Annotated in this window: 13 protein-coding genes; 9 read left to right on the top strand and 4 right to left on the bottom strand. The window is 53.2% G+C overall.

Annotated elements, in window-relative coordinates; genetic code table 11:
- Window positions 1-15 precede the first annotated feature (15 nt).
- Together EM858_RS19830 and EM858_RS19825 are read right to left on the bottom strand one after the other, a co-directional pair.
- A complete protein-coding gene (locus tag EM858_RS19830; protein ID WP_245483027.1) occupies window positions 16-1,074 on the bottom strand; it encodes a DctP family TRAP transporter solute-binding subunit in 1,059 nt (352 codons plus the stop codon).
- Window positions 1,075-1,154: 80 nt separating this feature from the next.
- Entirely contained in the window at window positions 1,155-2,099 is a 945-nt protein-coding gene (locus EM858_RS19825) for a glycosyltransferase family 2 protein (protein WP_164865495.1), read from the bottom strand.
- 356 nt (window positions 2,100-2,455) lie between these two features.
- On the opposite strand from EM858_RS19825, the gene EM858_RS19820 reads away from it, so the two are divergent.
- The 9 genes from EM858_RS19820 to EM858_RS19780 are packed head-to-tail and all read left to right on the top strand — an operon-like array spanning window position 2,456 to window position 10,576.
- Entirely contained in the window at window positions 2,456-3,307 is an 852-nt protein-coding gene (locus EM858_RS19820; protein WP_127757714.1) for a transketolase, read from the top strand.
- A gap of 4 nt (window positions 3,308-3,311) precedes the next feature.
- Window positions 3,312-4,244, top strand: a complete 933-nt coding sequence (locus EM858_RS19815) for a transketolase C-terminal domain-containing protein (protein WP_127757713.1) — start codon at window positions 3,312-3,314, stop codon at window positions 4,242-4,244.
- A gap of 14 nt (window positions 4,245-4,258) precedes the next feature.
- Window positions 4,259-5,392 (top strand): Gfo/Idh/MocA family oxidoreductase, encoded by a 1,134-nt coding sequence (locus EM858_RS19810; RefSeq protein ID WP_127757712.1) that lies wholly within the window; start codon window positions 4,259-4,261, stop codon window positions 5,390-5,392.
- Complete coding sequence (locus tag EM858_RS19805; protein WP_127757711.1) at window positions 5,373-6,401, top strand: alcohol dehydrogenase catalytic domain-containing protein; 1,029 nt, start codon at window positions 5,373-5,375, stop codon at window positions 6,399-6,401. The genes EM858_RS19810 and EM858_RS19805 overlap by 20 nt, the downstream gene beginning before the upstream one ends.
- A gap of 25 nt (window positions 6,402-6,426) precedes the next feature.
- On the top strand, window positions 6,427-7,185 hold the full coding sequence (locus EM858_RS19800; protein WP_127757710.1) for an SDR family NAD(P)-dependent oxidoreductase: 759 nt from the start codon (window positions 6,427-6,429) through the stop codon (window positions 7,183-7,185).
- Window positions 7,186-7,208: 23 nt separating this feature from the next.
- The gene (locus tag EM858_RS19795) at window positions 7,209-8,063 is read left to right on the top strand and encodes a sugar phosphate isomerase/epimerase (RefSeq protein ID WP_164865494.1); all 855 of its coding nucleotides are present in this window, start codon (window positions 7,209-7,211) and stop codon (window positions 8,061-8,063) included.
- Window positions 8,060-8,848, top strand: a complete 789-nt coding sequence (locus EM858_RS19790) for an SDR family NAD(P)-dependent oxidoreductase (RefSeq protein WP_127757708.1) — start codon at window positions 8,060-8,062, stop codon at window positions 8,846-8,848. Before EM858_RS19795 ends, EM858_RS19790 begins: the two co-directional genes overlap by 4 nt.
- A 7-nt stretch (window positions 8,849-8,855) precedes the next feature.
- On the top strand, window positions 8,856-10,052 hold the full coding sequence (locus EM858_RS19785; protein WP_127757707.1) for an MFS transporter: 1,197 nt from the start codon (window positions 8,856-8,858) through the stop codon (window positions 10,050-10,052).
- 50 nt (window positions 10,053-10,102) lie between these two features.
- On the top strand, window positions 10,103-10,576 hold the full coding sequence (locus tag EM858_RS19780; RefSeq protein WP_127757706.1) for a hypothetical protein: 474 nt from the start codon (window positions 10,103-10,105) through the stop codon (window positions 10,574-10,576).
- A 174-nt stretch (window positions 10,577-10,750) separates the two neighbouring features.
- Here EM858_RS19780 and EM858_RS19775 read toward each other — a convergent pair whose 3' ends face one another.
- Window positions 10,751-14,149 (bottom strand): UvrD-helicase domain-containing protein, encoded by a 3,399-nt coding sequence (locus EM858_RS19775; protein ID WP_127757705.1) that lies wholly within the window; start codon window positions 14,147-14,149, stop codon window positions 10,751-10,753.
- Window positions 14,149-16,803, bottom strand: coding sequence for a PD-(D/E)XK nuclease family protein (locus EM858_RS19770; RefSeq protein ID WP_127757704.1), 2,655 nt, complete (start codon window positions 16,801-16,803; stop codon window positions 14,149-14,151). Before EM858_RS19770 ends, EM858_RS19775 begins: the two co-directional genes overlap by 1 nt.
- Between the last annotated feature and the right edge of the window lie 111 nt (window positions 16,804-16,914).

The following is a 16,914-nucleotide window of genomic DNA, read 5'->3' as shown; positions in this document are numbered from 1 at the left end:
TACCCCCCCCTCGATCTAAAGACCGACGATCGAATCCCAAGTTTTCTCTCCCCAAATCTTCTGGAAGGTGATTGGCAAAGATTGGATTACAGGCTTTCTAAAGCTTTCAATGTCAGGTTCGACAATGATCATTCCTTGATGCTTCAAATCATCCAAGAGAGTTTGTTCTTGTCTCGCAAATTCAAAGTTCTGCCATTCAATACCATTGGAGACCGAGTCTTCGAATATTTCCCAGTCGGACGTAGATATTTTAGAAAAAAAAGTGTCATTTGCTATAATCAATCTCGGGGCAATTATGTGGCCAGTCAGGATTAGGTATTTTTGGACTTCAGCGAGTTTGGCTCCAGCAATTGTAGGGAGCGGGTTTTCTTGTCCATCTATTGCTCCTTGGCTGAGAGCTATATAGAGTTCATTGAAATTAATAGGGGAAGCCCTCGCTCCCCAAGCAGAGGCCATCGCTGTATACACTTCGGCAGGGGGGACCCTCAGCCTAAATCCTCTCATATCGGCAACCGTTTTCAATTCTGTGTTTCCGGTTGTGATGTGTCGTTTCCCGTAATATGAAACATTAATAATACGAACCCCATGTGAGGTCACAAATTGCTTCTTCAGGCTAGCAAATAGGGGTGAGGATGACAGGCGTGCAAGATGTTCAGTATCGCGCCAAATATAGGGAGCCTCCAGAATTGATAGTTGAGGGACTAGTGAACCTAGTGCTGCAGGACCATTGGAGGTAACAGTTACTGCACCTGATAAAACAGACTCTAGGACATCCCTGCCAGAGCCCAACTGCCCATTCGGAAAGCTCTCAATAATCAATCGGCCGCCCGAACGTTCGGCGACGTGTCGACCTATTCTTTCAATCATTTGAGATTGGGTACTAGAACCGGGAAGTTCATCAGCCCACCGTATGACCGTTGGTTGCGCTCGTAAAACAGCAGGCGCTGCTAAATACGAGGCCATTAACGTACCGTATGTCATGAATCTGCGTTTTGTAATCGACATGATTAACCTTTTTGCAAGCCGTCTGAATTCAGAAACTGCTGAAATTGCTGCGGTGGCTATAGCTGCCACATCGGATATCATGCCCTGAAAATACAAGTTTACGAGACGCTTGAACGGTGTCCCTAGTAGGGGCCAATGTCATCTTTTAATCAGCGTTCATTTCCGTTGCATAATTTGTTTAGGTTCTCGCGAATCTGGTCAATGGTCGCTTTGCTTAGCGGAGCTTGCTGAAGGTCGGTTACAACTAAATTCAGCGCTGAATGAACATCACCCTTGCGAACAAGGGTTTGGAATAAGTAGGAATGCCGTCTCCAGATACGGTATTCGTTTACGTCAATGCCGCGCGCTTTGGCAAAAAATGCGTATTTATCTGTAACGAAATCTAACGCTTCTTCTAAAACCTTGCTGTTCGTCTTGGGAACGGAGAGATAATAATAGCTGAGTGCCTCGTGATATCGATGGCCTACTATGCGATAGCCATTGGTTGTCAGCTTCAGAGCTATGTCGAGGTCTTCGTGCCAAGCCAATTCTTCATCAAATCCTCCGCAATGCGCATAATATTCTGCCGGGCCCAGTGTTGTGGTAAGAAAAAACGGACAATTAGTGAAATCTTTTGAATAGATATAATCTAGGTCATAGACAGTTGGAGGGTAGAGGCTCGTATATAGATAGGAAAATTCGGTTGCATCGTTTTCGCTTTTACCGCGCGGAGGAATCTTCTTTATTGGGGACGTAATTATTATTTTATCGTCGCAGAAGACATCGGACGCCTTTGCATAATAGGCAATTTGGCGCTCTAACTTTTCTTTATGCCACAAATCATCTGAGTCTTGCCATGCGATCAAACGATTACCTGCAATGGCGACAGCCGCATTCCGCGCTGCGGACCTTCCGCGATTCTTTTCTCCCAAGTACAGCCGCACTCTAGATTCATCTTTTGATATATTATGCACTATTTCCGCGGTGTTATCGGTTGATCCGTCGTCATAAACGATAAGCTCGAAATCTCTGAAAGACTGCTTCAGAACGTCATCAATTGTGTCTTTTATTGTCTTAGCAGAGTTGAAACATGGAATAGCAACTGCAACGTCCATCCGCATTGTCCTCAGTGGAAACAAGCACTCCGTCGAATCGATAAAATCAATCCGTATAGATTTTTTGGATAGGCGGCCTAGAAGGCACTTTAACCAAACATTGTGGCCCACTCGTGCAATTGTCAACTAAGTGTTGTATAATAATTATAATGGTTAACTTCTGCTACTATACGTAGTTTAAAAACAGACTGTATGTTGTTGTCGCAGTGAATTATAGACGCCGAAAAGGTGTTAGTTTGCGGCCTGTCTTTGGCCGCCCATGATACTGTATTCGCATTGATAACGAGCGTTTATGCGCATCTTCCAAGGAGAAGAGGTGCGTCAGCATAAGTTTCCTACCAATTATTGGAGCTTATATGCGTAAGTTTCTCGACACGTCGGTTAATGCTGAAATCGATCTAGATCAACGTGCTAAACGTGTGCGTATGATTGTTCTGGCAATGATCCGCTATGCAAAAGAGGGACATATTGGTGCGGCCTTGTCGATCGCGGACATTTTGGCAGTTCTTTATTTTTGCGTGCTCCGCGTAGATCCAGAGCGCCCCAACTGGGATGATCGCGACCGTTTCATTCTCAGTAAAGGGCACGGTTGCGGTGCGCTGTATGCGGTATTGGCGGAAAAGGGCTATTTCCCTCACACCGATCTCGCAACATTTCTCGCGTTTCAAACGAAATTCGCTGGACATCCGGATATGCACGCAGTGGAGGGGGTCGATTTCAGTACCGGTTCGCTAGGTAACGGGTTTCCCGTAGCTGTTGGCATGGCGTTGGGTTTGAGAGACCGTGGCAGCCCAGCGCGCGTGTTCGCACTCTTAGGTGACGGAGAACTCAACGAAGGGGTGGTATGGGAAGCACTGGCGTTTGCAGCTCACCGTCGTCTCGACAATCTTTGTATAGTTATTGACCGTAACAATCTACAAATAGCAGGTGTCGCCGAAAAAATCCTAAAGCTTGAGCCTCTCGCAGATAAAATACGCGCGTTTGGTTGGAGTGTCGTTGAGGCCGACGGTCATAGTGTATCGGATCTAAGTGAATCGCTGAGCAAGGTTGGACAAGATCGTAGCCGACCCTACGCTGTTATCGCTCGAACGATAAAAGGAAAAGGGGTTAGCTTCATGGAGAACGATACTGCTTGGCACTACAAGGCGCCCTCCGACAACGAATTTCAGGCTGCTTTTGAGGAACTCGAAGCCCGTAGACAAGGATGAAACGATGGACAGAACCGACATTCGAAATGCTTACGGTGATGCCTTGCTTCAGCTTGCGGCAGAGGAAGAACGACTCGTCGCAATTGTCGCAGATTCGCGATCCTCCTCCAAATTAGACATGTTCGCTGAACGTTTTCCGTCCCGACTCTATGAGGTTGGTGTTGCTGAGCAGAATATGCTGGGCGTTGCTGCAGGTCTCGCTGCAGTGGGATTTATACCTTTTGCGTCCGCCATTGCTAATTTTGCACTTATGAGACCATTCGAACAATTCCGAACAGTTATTGGATATTCAAATGTACCAGTGAAGGTTGCCGGAATGAGCTCTGGACTTGCTTTTCCCTTTTTGGGCGGGTCACATTGTGCGTTAGAAGATTTAGCGATCAGTCGAAGTGTCCCAAATGTAGTAGTGCTCTATCCTGCAGATTATTGGGAAGCCGTAGCTGCTGTTAAAGCTTCGTTTTATTTTAACGGTCCCGTCTACATACGGTTCGGTAGGCAATCACCTTCTAATATTTACGCTGCGGAGCCCCAGTTTCAGATCGGCCGCTCCTCGCTGTTGGCGGAAGGTAGCGATGTCTTCTTTCTTGCAGCCGGGCCCATGGTCTCAGAGGTATTAAGCGCACGCCAATTACTGGAGAGCGAAGGAATATCCAGTGTTGTTGCAAATATATCGTGTATAAAGCCACTTGATAAAGAATTAATCAGTAGCGTATCTCAGCGCGTTCGCTGCATCATAACAGTAGAAGAGCACTCCGTGATTGGCGGGTTGGGCTCAGCTGTTGCAGAATTATTAGCGGAGATACAGGGTCCTCCCCTGCTGCGGCTTGGAGTTCCTGATATGTTTACTGTACCCGGGCCTCGCCAATCCGTATTGAACCATTTTGGTCTTACGGCGGAAAATATAGCCCAACGCGCCCAGACGTTCCTCTTACAATAGGACGGGAAGCAGTCATGTCGCATGTGGTAAAGCGAATAGCCGTCGCAGGCCTCAACCATGGGCACAAACTAGCAAAGCGAGTGATCGCAAATAATCGTGCAAAGCTGGTGGGGATTAATGCTCCTTCACGTCCTGACAACATAGCTTTATCTCGAGAACTAGGCGCTCCACTTTATGATAATATTGAAACTATGCTTGATATGGAGTCCCCTGAGGGGGTGATAGTCGCAACCCCTACACATCTGCTTCATCGCACGGCAATGGCATGTATAAGGCGGGGCATCCATTGTTTAATCGAAAAGCCAATGTCGAATTCTGTGGGTGAGGCGGAAGAAATCCTGCTTTCATCGAGTGCCAACGGAGCGAGGATCTTAGTTGGTTATCACCGGAGGTACTCTAAGCGAGTCGACGCTATTCGCAAGCTGATCAATAGTAACGAATTGGGAAGGTTGATTGCAGTTAATTGCCTCTGGTTAGTATTAAAACCCGAAAATTATTATTCGGACCGGGAGTGGCGGACAAACAAAAATCAAGGAGGTGGCCCTCTTTTTATAAATGCGAGCCATGAAATCGATCTTTTGAGACATCTATGTGGCAACGTAATTAAAGTTGTCGCGATCGCCGGCAGGGGGCGCGAGAACTATCCCAATGTGGTTCCAACATTCGGGGTCCTTCTTAGTTTGGAGAATGAGGCAGTCTGTACATTGCTTTTCTGCGATAAAGCTCCTTCCCCATTCTCATATGAGACAACAGCGAGAGAGAACCCTGCATATCCAAGTTATGATGAGGATTGTTACCAATTCTTCTTTGAAAAGGGGAGTGTGAGCTTCCCAAGTCTACGAGTTTATCAAATGCAACCTGATAGTGTTCAGGGGTGGTTTGATGTGTTGGATGAACGCGTTTCTCCCCAAGAACAGAGCGTTGCCTTTGATCCACTCGACGCCGAAATTGAGCATTTCATCGATGTGTTGGACGGGAGCTCATCGTCGGTTTGCGGTGTGCGAGATGCTCTTCAAACCCTCCAAACACTCTGGGCAATTCAGCGCGCGGTAGAAACGGGCGCTTCCGTGAGCGTCGGGTCGAAAGCAACACGAGTAGGTGTAGCCGACAACAAATGGGAAGCTCAAGATGAAAATATTGAAAGCTGATGTGGACTCCATTTCTGTGGCGGTCCTAGCGGACGATTTCGGTGCTCCAATCGATCAGGGCCAGGTGAAGATCAAAATCACAAGAAGTGCTATCTGTGGAACAGACGCAAAAATTGTAAATAATTTATACCCATGGCGCGTGAAGCCAATGTTTCCAATAATATTGGGACATGAAGGTGTTGGTGTTGTAGTCGATCATGTAGTAAATTCCGGAGATCCGGATCTTGTTGGTAAGCGCGTTGTACCTTTTTCCCTTATACACTGCGGTAGATGTCAGATGTGTACGAGTGGACGTGAAAGCTATTGCTTGGACGCTCACCACTTGGGCATCAGTCTACCGGGAACATTTGCTCCTGAGACAACGGTGCCCGCTGATAGATGTGTCGTGGTTCCGGATGAAATCTCTGACGAAGATGCCTGCATGATAGAGCCCCTTGCTGTGGCTGCCCATACTTTCGAGCATACGCCTAGCCTACAGGGGAAAAACGTTGCCATTATAGGAGCCGGGCCTCTAGGTTTATTGCATTTACTTGCCGCGAACGCTTTGCAAGCGCGATCGGTGACAGTCTTTGGTTCGGATCGCGGAACGAAGAGGCTAGCGCAAGCAAAGAATCTCGGCGCGAACGCTTGTGTGGCAGTGCCAATGAAAAGTAATACTAATACTATTAAGGAAAGATATTCTGATAATTTTGACATCGTTGTCGAATGTGGCCGGTTGGGTAGTGCCGCAGAACTCGCGCTCTCGCTTGCCAAGACAGGTGCGACGGTATGCTTTAAAGGCATCGCACGCGGCAGTCTCCTCGATCCTCTCCCAATCATCAGAAAGGGTCTAACCGTTAGCGGTCAGGCTGGGGCGTCTCCTTATCATTATTTTGAAGCAATAAAATGGTGCCGCGAATTAGGCGTTCGGCCGGGTACAGCTATCACCCGTTGGTATGCGCTAGAGGATGGTGAAGTTGCATTTCGCGCAATGTGTAATGGGTACGAGAACGTAGGTTTCATCCACTAACAAGAAATGCAGTGGGATCGGAATTATGTCTATTCAAAGAAGAATTGCATTGGTCACTGGGGCCGGTCGTGGTATCGGGCGGGCGTCTGCCATTGCTCTAAGTAAGGCGTGCTACGAAGTCGTCATTTGTGCAAGAAATGCAGAGGAACTTCGCATCGTACAAAAAGAAATTGAAAGCAACGGCGGGCGAGCCTATTGCGGTCAACTAGACGTATCCTCTGAGATGGCAGTTAAAGAATTCTGCGAAGATTTGGCCTCTCGCTATGGCACCATTGATGTTCTTGTAAATAACGCAGGAATTTCTCCTATGAAAAACGGTCGTAAAATACCTATAGTTGATATGAGTATTGATGAATGGGATGCAGTTTTGAAAATTAATCTGACCGCACCATTCCTTTTTGCACGAGAACTAGTCCCAAACATGATTAATAAAAAGAGTGGAACGATAATCAATATCGCTTCTGCAGCTGCGCGCATGGGCGGTATCGCAGCTGGCTCTCACTATGTTGCATCGAAAGCGGGACTTATCGGACTCACAAAAGTAATGGCGCGGGAGTTTGGTGAATATGGAATTCGGGTCAATGCTATATGTCCGGGCCGCATAGCGACGCCAATGTTAAATGAAGTCGATATAGACCCAACCTGGGCTGATCGGGAAGTGCCGTTAAAGAGGCTGGGCACCCCATTTGATATCGCGGCCGCAGTGACGTTCTTAGCTTCAGACGCATCGAATTATATGACCGGTGCAACGATCGATATCAACGGCGGATGGGTAATGTATTGATTTCGCTCGGAGGGATTTCTGCGATGGCTAGATTTGCGTTGAATGCCGGTACGATTCAAACCGTGGATGTGGAAACCCAGTTGGAAGCAACTAAAGCGGCTGGCTTCTCGGGCTTTGGTTTGTGGTATAACCATATTGCAAACGAGAGCGGAGAGGTTCGGAAGGCAATATATAAAAAAATGCTTAGGTCTGGGCTGGTGGTGGTTGAGGTCGATTTTCTGCGCGACTGGGCCTCTATAAATTCGGCGGGCAAAGCGGATTTAGTCTCCCGAACCCGAACACTGGCGGAGGCCGCTAGGAGCGTTGATAGCGATCTTATTTGTGCTGCTACCCTAGGGGAAGCGGCATCCGTCAAATCTACCGTTAATAATTTCAGCCTGATATGTCGAACGGCCGCAGAGTATAATGTCCGAGTAGGCCTCGAATTCCTTCCTTGGTCTCACGTGCCGACGCTTGAAAGCGCACAAGAAATTATTCAACTCACGGCTGAGAAGAATGCAGGGATTATAATTGACACATTTCATTTTTTCTTCGGCGGATCAAAATTATCTACTCTCAGTAAAATGTCTCCCAGTGAAATCTTTCTGGTTCATATTAGTGATATGATCAAACGACCTCTCCCGGAGCTACAGTCAAACGAAATCATAGCCTTGACTCGCACTTCGCGCGTATTTCCGGGTGATGGCTGGTTTCCGCTTGGAGACCTCATAGAGACCCTAGAGAAAATCGGGTACGAAGGATTTTATTCACTTGAAGTGCTCAACAGCTCGCATGCCTTGGCCGATCCTTTCAGCCTTGCAAAGCAAGGGTTTTCAGCAATGGAGCGGCTTTTTATGGCCGTAAAAGCTAACCTCGGATCGGGGGGGCAAATAGTATGAAAACACCACTAGACTCTGCTGCGATAGTAACTGGAGGTGCTGGCGCTATCGGGACAGCGATCGCTATGAGACTCGCCAAAAATAGGTGCTTTATACACCTAGTCGATAAAGATTCGCTAAAACTTGGTAAGGCCGTTAAGTTGTTAGAGGCGGAAGACTTAGGTGTCGAAGGGCATTTATGCGATATTACTAAGGAAAAGGATGTAATTTCTCTAGCGGCCAAAATAAATAGCAATCAGTATCCTCTTCGCATTTTAGTAAATAATGCGGGCGTTTCCCCGAAACTGCAGGGGGGGAAGATCCCTTTTAAAGAATTAGATGCGGAAGAATGGAACGCCGTTATCGAAACCAACCTCACCGGTGCGTTTCTTTGTTGCAAACACTTTTTGACCCAATTGATTAGTGTGGGCGATGGACGCATTATAAATATCACTTCGGTCATGGCGAAACTCGGATCGGCAGGGCGTCCAGAGTCTCCCTTTGGCCCTTTCAGTCCTAGTGGCGCTCACTACAGTGCATCGAAAGCGGCGCTATCCAATCTAACTTTTTCCATTGCAAGAGAATTTGCCCCTGCTGGTATCACCTGCAATGCTGTTGCTCCTGGTGCTGTTTTTGCTGGATTGGGTCAATCTCTTGATCAGGGCAGCACTACACAACAAATCCCCATTGGCAGATTAGCAACTACACATGACATCGCCGCCGCTGTTGCATTTCTAGCATCAGAAGATGCTTCTTATATCACAGGAGAGATCCTGGATGTGAATGGCGGGTGGGTAATGGACTAGGGAACTGATGAAGATGTTCAGTAGATTTTCACGCTTCATATCCGCCAACTCTAAATCATTAATATTGCCATCCATCACTTTTATATCGGGACTGCAGACGGCGATTCTGTCATTCTGTATGCCAATTATTGCTAGAAGTGCAATGGAGCTTAGCACTACGCAATTTTCTACTTTCTTTTTTTTGATGCATAGCAGTGGTTTCTTGGTTACCCTTGTTCTTCCATATCTAACTGATCTCTGGCCTTCCGGACGTCGACTTGCAATTATCGTCACACTCCTTTTTCAGTGCATTGGCTTCGGACTTTTGTCGTTTGGGGTTGGCTTTTTAACTTCTGTCGTAGCAGCTGTTTTTTTCTTAGGACCTGGGTTGTGCGTTCCGGGCCTCGTGTTTGCTATTGCTCGAGATCTTGATACCAGCGGCAGCACTATTGTCCGATTACGGGGCCTGTTTGCGGCGGCTTGGGTTATCGGCCCGATTATTGGATCCTTTTCCTTGGGCCCTGGTAACGCTGGGACACTATTATTGGCCGCTGTCGCGTTGAACGTTTTAGGCGTGGCGCTTGTCGCCTCTTTTCGCGCTCCCCCACCCATTTCGGCTCCCACATTGTCTACTTCAGGTAATAATTTAGTTATTCCAATAGTTGTTCTTACTATTGCATTTTGCATGCTCCAAGGCGCAAACATTGCTATGGTAATTATCACACCAATAATCCTGACTGAAAATGTCGGCGTTACGGTGACGTTGGTTGGATACGTTTTTTCATTATGCGCAATTCTAGAATTTTTGATGATGTACATGCTATCAAAATATATGAGAAATATAAACCAGTGGAAAATAGTTTATTTTGGGTGCTTTTGTGGTGTTGTTTATAGCTTTATCGTTATTTTTGGCGATGCTTATTGGGTTTTTTTAGTGTCTCAAATTTTTAACGCTGCTTTTATTGCCTGTTTTCTTGGGGTTGGGATGTCTTTGTTCCAAGGAATGCTTCCAGGTCATGCGGGGCTTTTGACCGGTATATTCGTCAACACAAGTAGGATAGGCGCCATAATTGCTACGCCACTCATTGCTTTTGCAGTGAACATGACGGGAGAATTCCAAACTGCGGCTATCGTATCCTTAGCTTTAACTGCTACCGGCTTTCTATTGCTGCATTTCAGTCGCATTAGAATGGCAGAAGAGCCTCTGCAGCCAAGCTCGATGTAATCGGTAGGTGAGACGAGCGTAGCGACTAAAACGAAAATAGGAGCTAGAAAATGAGGCTCTCCGACAGGGAAGATGCGACGTTTGACAAACTAACCGTTTACGTTGACGAGAAATGGAAAGTTAAGCATTGCGATGATGTGCCTGTGCCAGGCTATCTTATACTGCAGCCAGTGGGATATTACCGCTCAATCTCATTATTTAGCCCAGAGTTGAAGGAGAGTTTGGGCGACATGCTTTCGAATTGCGTTGACGCGGTGGAGCAAGCCGTTAGACCAGAGCGGGTTTACACAGCATGTTTCAACGAATCCAATGGTGGAATACATTTCCACGTATTCCCACGAATGCGAGAAATGAATGTCTTTGGTGTGCGTGACGGACAATTGGTCGTAGATGGTCCTTTGTTGTTTTCTCAAGTCCGTAACACGTTCCGGAGGTCCGATCCATTTCCGGACGCTGGTGAACAAATAGCGGATGCTGTGCATGCCATTAGAACGCTGTTGGTAAAGTCACAACATATGCGATGACCCCAGTGACGACATCATAGTCGTGGATAAGATAGGTCTCTTCTAGGGCTGTCATCTGCCTGTACATGCAAATCCGTCTAGGCAGTGAGTGAAAGCGAAGGCTCGCTCCAGCGGCCGCGGTGGTCCTTGCTACGAAACCAGCCGATGAGGCGTTCTGGCTGGAGATCTCGTCGGTCAGGATGACGGCGAAGGCGCCTTTGTGAGGTTGACGGCGACTACCGTCGCACTGGTCATCAGCACGATTAGCCCCAGTTCGGCGCCTGTCATTTCGAGATAGGCGTGAACCTGGCCCCGGTAATGGTCGACTGTCTTTGGATCCGGGCTCACATCGCTCTTCCAGTCGATCACCACGACCGGACGACCCTCGTGGTCAACCGTCAGCGCATCGGCGATCCCTGCCGTCGCGACTATTTCATCGTCTTCAGCACGGAGAGCATAAACGGGAAATTCTGCAAGCAGACTTGACCGCAGGGGCGCGATTTCCGGCAGCACCAGCGTCCGGCTGACGCAGCCAGCCAGCTCCTCGGGGACGAGCCCGGCGGCCGAATCGGTGACCGGAACCTCGCCGAGCCCCCGGATGAGTTCCGCGGCGCGGGTAGCGAGTGCTGCGGGCGCGTCGCCGATTTCCCCGGTCAAGACCTCTTCCATCAGCTTATGCAGGATAAGACCGCGCTCGCGGCCACCCTGCACGGAGGCGGGTGTTTCGAGCTCGGTCGGCGCACCATGGTCTGATCCGGTCCAGATTTCCGGTTCATCGTCTTGCAGTATAGCCCCGGCTGCATTCTCGTCGCGGCTTGGAGCAAGCCAACTCAGCCGCGTCTGCCGATCGGCGATCGCGCCGGCCTCGGCGGCGAAAGCCTCGCGCGTCTGACCATTGCTCCGGCCGCCAGCAGTTACGACGGGATATGGCGGCAAATGCGACGCGTCCAGCGTGGCAAGCGCTGCGAGCGACAAATCGACGATACTGATCCACGCCGACTTCGAAGGCGCCACGTCGAGTCGCGGAAGAACGAGCAACTCCCGGGCACGCGTCGCGGCGACATACCAGAGACGGACACGTTCGCGGTCGAGTTCGTCCTTTTCCACCTGCCGCACGATGTCATAGCCGGACGGCGGGACCCCGAGAATTGGGCAGTAGAAAGTGTCGTTTTGCCGGTCGATCAAGGCGCTGTCCGGCCCCATCACACCGGTCATTGTGTTAATGGGAATGACGATCGGCCATTCGAGACCCTTGGCCGCGTGCATGGTGAAGAGCGCGACGGCTTCTTCCTGAGCATCAGGCCGACCTTCGACGGCGCGCGCCTCGTCGGTCCAAGCCGCCGTCATCGCCTCGGAGAATGCCCGCAAACCGCGGACGGCATAGTTCGTCGAGAGGCTGAGATAGAGATCGACATTGGCGAGCGCGCGTTCCGCCTGACCGCGGTGTCGTTCGAGCAGGATCGGACGCACCCGCAATACATCTATGGCCTGCGAGAGAAGCGCGTGCGGTGTTGTGCTGTTGCTGCGCCGATGAAGCGCCTGCAGCTTTTGAATAACGTCGCGAGCGAAAAGATGACCGATCGCCGCCGGATCGACGCCAAGATCGAGACGGGGAACGCGGTCGGGTTCGTCCTTCGTGCGCGGCAACGTCCAGCTGATGTCCAGTAGCTCTTCTTCACTCAGCCCGACAAGTGGGCCGCGCAGCAGCGCACCGAGTGCCAGAGTGTCGCGGCGATCGGCCAGCACGCGGGTCAGTGCAATCAGATCCTGAATCTCCTGCCGGCGGAAAAGGCCCTTGCCAGCCTGTGTCGCCACCGGAATGCCCCGCCGCTCCAATGCTTCTTCATAGCGCCACAGGTCCGCGCCGGTCGGGGCAAGGAGAGCGATATCGCCAGGCTGGCACGGCCGGTCCTCACCATTTTTTCGGTCGAGGATGCGGTGGCTGCCGATCAACCGGGCGCAGAGCTCGGCCACGGCGTCGGCTTCCGCGTCACGTTGCTGTTCGGCGCTGGCCTTGCCGTCTGCGTCCGCGACGGCGATGTCGAGGGCGGCGACGCACAGGCCTTCGCCGCGATCATTGTGGAACGGATCGAGCGCCGTGAAGCCGGGCTGTCCATTCGCTGACAGAATCGCCTCGAAGCGCTCGTTGACGAATGTGAGGATCGAGGCGCGAGAGCGGAAATTGGTCGAGATAGACACCAGGCCGTCCGCATCCTGTGCCGCGAAGGCCGCACGTGCCTGCACATAAGCACCGACGTCCGCGCCGCGAAAACGATAAATGGCCTGCTTCGGATCGCCGACAAGGAAGAGCGCGCCGGGGCGAATCCGGAAACTGGTCCAATCGTGCGGGTCGTCGACGGGATCGCCGCACAAGCGCCAGAAGATTTCCGCCTGGAGGGGATCTGTGTCCTGAAACTCGTCGACGAGGACGCGGCCGTAACGCTGTCCAAGCGCCTGCTGTACCGCCTGGTGATCCCGTAGCAGATTGCGTGCGGCGTAGATCAGGTCGTCGAAATCAAGCTGGGCGCTGGCGCGCTTGTGCTCTCGATAGCGTTCCAAGATTGGCCGCGCCTCACCGATCAGCGCCGTGAGCACCTGGCCGGATGCAGCCTCAAGAAGGGCGGTCCATGCTGCGCAGCAGGCATCAAAGAGGCCCTCTGCGGCATCATTCAGCTGGTCGCCGTCGGCCTTGGAAAGTCCCGCCTGCTTTGCGGCCGCGGCCCATTTGCCTTTCTTGCGATAGGATGAAAAGCCGCCAGCCTTGGTGCACAGATCGGGATGAGGACGTGAGACCAACAGTCCGACGAGACCTGCAGGGGTTGATGCGTGTGCTGCAGTTGGCAGGCGGGTAGCCATTTCGGAAAAGCGGGCCGCGTAGACCTCGGTCTCCGGCTCGCAGACGCCGGCAGCCCGCATGAAGGCAGACAGGTCATCGGCCGCCTGGCGAAATACCTGCAAATGGTCGGCCAGCGGTGTTACCGCTGGAGCGAGGAGGCTTCTGCGCCGGCGCAGCGCTTCGGCGATCTTGTGCATGAGCGCAACCGTCTCGCCAGGACTGTGCAACACCATCTCGGCGAGTATCCCACCCTGATCGCCCGACAAGCGTTCTCGGAGCCAGTCATCGACAATTTCGAGAAAGTTGAGGTCGGCCTGGTTGCGGTCCATGACGGTGGCGCCGGGATCGATATCCGCTTCAGCCGGGTAGGGCTTGATCAAACGCTGACAGAAGCCGTGGATGGTCGAGCAGGTGATCTCGTCGATGGCCGCGCTCGCTATGATGAGATTATCGCGTTGCGCTTGCGATAGACCGTTCGGCAGCCCGACGCGGAGTTCGGGCGCAATACGACCTGCGGCGAGATCGGTGACGAAGTCCCGGACGCGGGAAAGGAGTTCGCTCGCGGCGAGTTCGGTGAATGTGACTGCGGCAATGGCGCGCGGTGCAACACCTTCGGCCAGCATGACGGCGATACGCCCCGCCATGACCGCAGTCTTGCCGGAACCGGCACCCGCCTCAACTAGGATCGAACGGTCGTGTCCGCTGATGGCATTACGCCGGGCGCCATCATCCTTCAGGATTCTTTGCATGGTATTCATTATTCCGCCTCCCAGACCTGAGCGACTTCGCCAAGCCGCTCGGTCGCGGCGGATTGCTTGCGTTTGCAGTATGTGGCGCTGGCATTGGCCGGCAGGGCGAACGCAAGATCGTCATAATCGCTGCCGGTATCAGGACCTGGCAAAGCGGCGCCGCTCGCGAACGCACTTCGCGCCGCCCGGAGATACCCGATGATCTCTGCCAGCGTGGCTTCTGGATCATCGAGCTGAAGGTCAAGCGCTTCGCGCGGATAAAGCAGTGATGCGCTGATCGCGACATGGTCGCCCAAGAGCGCTTTCACGGCAAAAGCATAGAGGCAGCGCTGGAGTTCGCGTCCACCATTCAGCCGAATTTCGCCTTTGGGAGGCTTTCCAGTCTTATAGTCGCGAACGAGCGCACGGCTTCCGTCGCCGGCAACATCGAGCCGATCGATGTAGCCGGCGATGCGAAACCCGGTGTCCGGAATTGTCACGGGCAAGCTCGCATCCCAGGGTAGCTCTGCCGTCGACTTGGGTTCTGACCCACCGAAGGGCACTTCGCCATAGGAACGGCTGCCCGCCAGATGCGCGTCGCCATAGGCAAGCGCCTGAACAGCCAGAACGCGCACGTCAGCGAGCGTTCGGCCCCATATGACATTGGGAGGTACGGGGCGTTCGCTTTCCCAGTCGACCGCGACCGCGTCCACAGCCTCGGCCACGGCTCTCTCGATGGCGAATGCACTGGCGGAAGCCAGCCCGCCGGCCGTTTCGAGAGCTCGCAATGCGCGATCAAGCACCAGGTGAATGAGATTGCCCGCCGCAAGCGCATCAAGCACGAGAGGCTCGGCGCTGCTTTGCGGCGCCTTCCAGCCGAAGGCGTAGCGCCAGAGAAAGCCGAGCGGGCTGCGCAGCAGGGTTTTCAGCGAACTGGCCGACTGGGTCCGCGCGAGGATAGCGAGAATGAGCGGATGATCAGGCCGGATGATGCCATCATGAGGCGTGATGTCGCCCGTGCGCCAGTCCTGCCAGCAGCTGCGGGCGCCGATCGCCTGAGGATCAGCGGCAAACTCCTGCGGCCGAGCCATCAGTCGGTCGGTTTCGCTGAAGGCATGCTCAGGGATTGCGTTGCGGCGCAGATAGGTTTCATCGCCGTAGGCGGCAAACAACGGGCTGCGGCCGAGCAGACGTCCGTTGCCGTCACGACGGGCGCGGGAGAGGACGACCTCACTGGAGGTGGTCGCAACGATTGTTTCGAAATCCCTGCGATCGGCGAGGCTGACGGGAAGAGGATCAAGCTCTGCAGTCGGGATAACGTGATCTGGTATCAGCCTGTCTTCAGCGATCCCTCGCGGCCAACGAGAGGAATTGAGCCCGATCAGCCGAACGAAGCGTCGAGGGGATGCGGCAAGCGCGCTTGCCGGCATCCACCCGACCGACACGCAGGCCTCCAGCCCGTCGTCTTGCTTCAATGCATCGAGCGTGATGTCTACGGACGCGGCAGGCCCGGCAAGCAGCGCCTTGCGCCAGATGGACAGCGCCCGGCCTTTGAGGAATGCCTCGCCGATCTCCTGCGCGGCGTCCGGTCCCTTTGCCAACATTTCAACAGCCGCCCGCAACGCCGGTACGTGATCCGTGCCATCGGGCCAGTCCTCCGGCCTGAGACGCGCGAGCAGACGTTTCCACGCAGCAGATGTCGACAACGGCGCATCGCTCGGCAGGACTCGCGGCCACCCGTCTGGAAGCCCAGACAGCGGCGCCGATTCTCGACACAGCGCAGCAAGGCGGCGCAGACGTGATTGCGACAGCCCGCGCACGACGATGTCGGCAAGTGCCGCGGCCGCCTGTCCCTCGTGCGTCGAGACTGCCCGCAGGCCATGGACGAAATGCAGGTCGATATTGGCGTCGCCGCGCAGCGCCAGGAAATGGTCGTCATAGTCGGCGGGAGACGCCGTCGCGATGGCGATCTGGGAGGGGGGGATGCCCGAGGCGAGCAAGGCACGCGCCCAGCGGATGGCCTCGATGGCTTCGTGGTAGGCGGTCGCGCAACTAATGGAATGGACGCCCGGCCCTTCGGTCCTGCCCTGGACGACCGTGACGCCGCAATCGCCCAGCCAGGCTGGGATTGAGCGGGGGCCGGCCGTCCATCGCACCGGGATGCGATCGGCAAGCTGCTTGACCAGCGGACGCCAGCACGGAGACAGTTCCGTCAGCCCGACGATCTCGATGTCGCCGAAAATCGCCGGTGCGTGAGCAACACGGCTGCTGGCAACGGCGACAATGTCGACTGGGCGCATCATTCCTTCCGGAAATTGAGCAAGGACCGCGGCCTCCAGTCCAGCGATGGCGGCGAGACGCGGGTGGTCACCTGCCCGAGCTGCGAGATCGATGCCTGCCCGCCATGCCTTGTAAAGCGTGTCTGCGGCAGCGCCAATCATACCTGGCAGCATCTTGATGCTTTCGAGCTCGCCCATCGGCGTTGCTAGCAAAACCGCCTGAATCGCCGCACGCAGACTTTCCTCGTCAATCGGCCGGGCGAAACCGCCGGCAAGCCGCACAGCCGCTTGCTCAAAAGACATGATCTGGAGGCCGTGACGACTGTCACGCGCCGCCGCAAGCCGGGCTTCCCGCATAGCGAGGCGGCCATGGACGACAAGTGTTGACCGACTTGCGGTGGTCATGGTGTTTCCTTTCCTGGCCGAATCCCGTCGCGGTTTGTTCCCGGTTGGATTTGCTGTACTGTCGGACCGCGCGGACCTCCCGCCTTTTCAGGCTCGCGCGGTCTTACTTAT

This window comes from Agrobacterium sp. CNPSo 2736, assembly GCF_004005385.1.
GTDB classification, from domain to species: domain Bacteria; phylum Pseudomonadota; class Alphaproteobacteria; order Rhizobiales; family Rhizobiaceae; genus Agrobacterium; species Agrobacterium leguminum.
This window is presented reverse-complemented; position numbering and strand designations above follow the sequence as displayed.

Coding starts and splice junctions, on each gene's coding strand:
- EM858_RS19825 (WP_164865495.1), bottom strand. CDS start 2,099: ATGGACGTTGCAGTTGCTATTCCATGTTTCAACTCTGCTAAGACAATA.
- EM858_RS19820 (WP_127757714.1), top strand. CDS start 2,456: ATGCGTAAGTTTCTCGACACGTCGGTTAATGCTGAAATCGATCTAGAT.
- EM858_RS19815 (WP_127757713.1), top strand. CDS start 3,312: ATGGACAGAACCGACATTCGAAATGCTTACGGTGATGCCTTGCTTCAG.
- EM858_RS19810 (WP_127757712.1), top strand. CDS start 4,259: ATGTCGCATGTGGTAAAGCGAATAGCCGTCGCAGGCCTCAACCATGGG.
- EM858_RS19805 (WP_127757711.1), top strand. CDS start 5,373: ATGAAAATATTGAAAGCTGATGTGGACTCCATTTCTGTGGCGGTCCTA.
- EM858_RS19800 (WP_127757710.1), top strand. CDS start 6,427: ATGTCTATTCAAAGAAGAATTGCATTGGTCACTGGGGCCGGTCGTGGT.
- EM858_RS19795 (WP_164865494.1), top strand. CDS start 7,209: ATGGCTAGATTTGCGTTGAATGCCGGTACGATTCAAACCGTGGATGTG.
- EM858_RS19790 (WP_127757708.1), top strand. CDS start 8,060: ATGAAAACACCACTAGACTCTGCTGCGATAGTAACTGGAGGTGCTGGC.
- EM858_RS19785 (WP_127757707.1), top strand. CDS start 8,856: ATGAAGATGTTCAGTAGATTTTCACGCTTCATATCCGCCAACTCTAAA.
- EM858_RS19780 (WP_127757706.1), top strand. CDS start 10,103: ATGAGGCTCTCCGACAGGGAAGATGCGACGTTTGACAAACTAACCGTT.
- EM858_RS19775 (WP_127757705.1), bottom strand. CDS start 14,149: ATGAATACCATGCAAAGAATCCTGAAGGATGATGGCGCCCGGCGTAAT.
- EM858_RS19770 (WP_127757704.1), bottom strand. CDS start 16,803: ATGACCACCGCAAGTCGGTCAACACTTGTCGTCCATGGCCGCCTCGCT.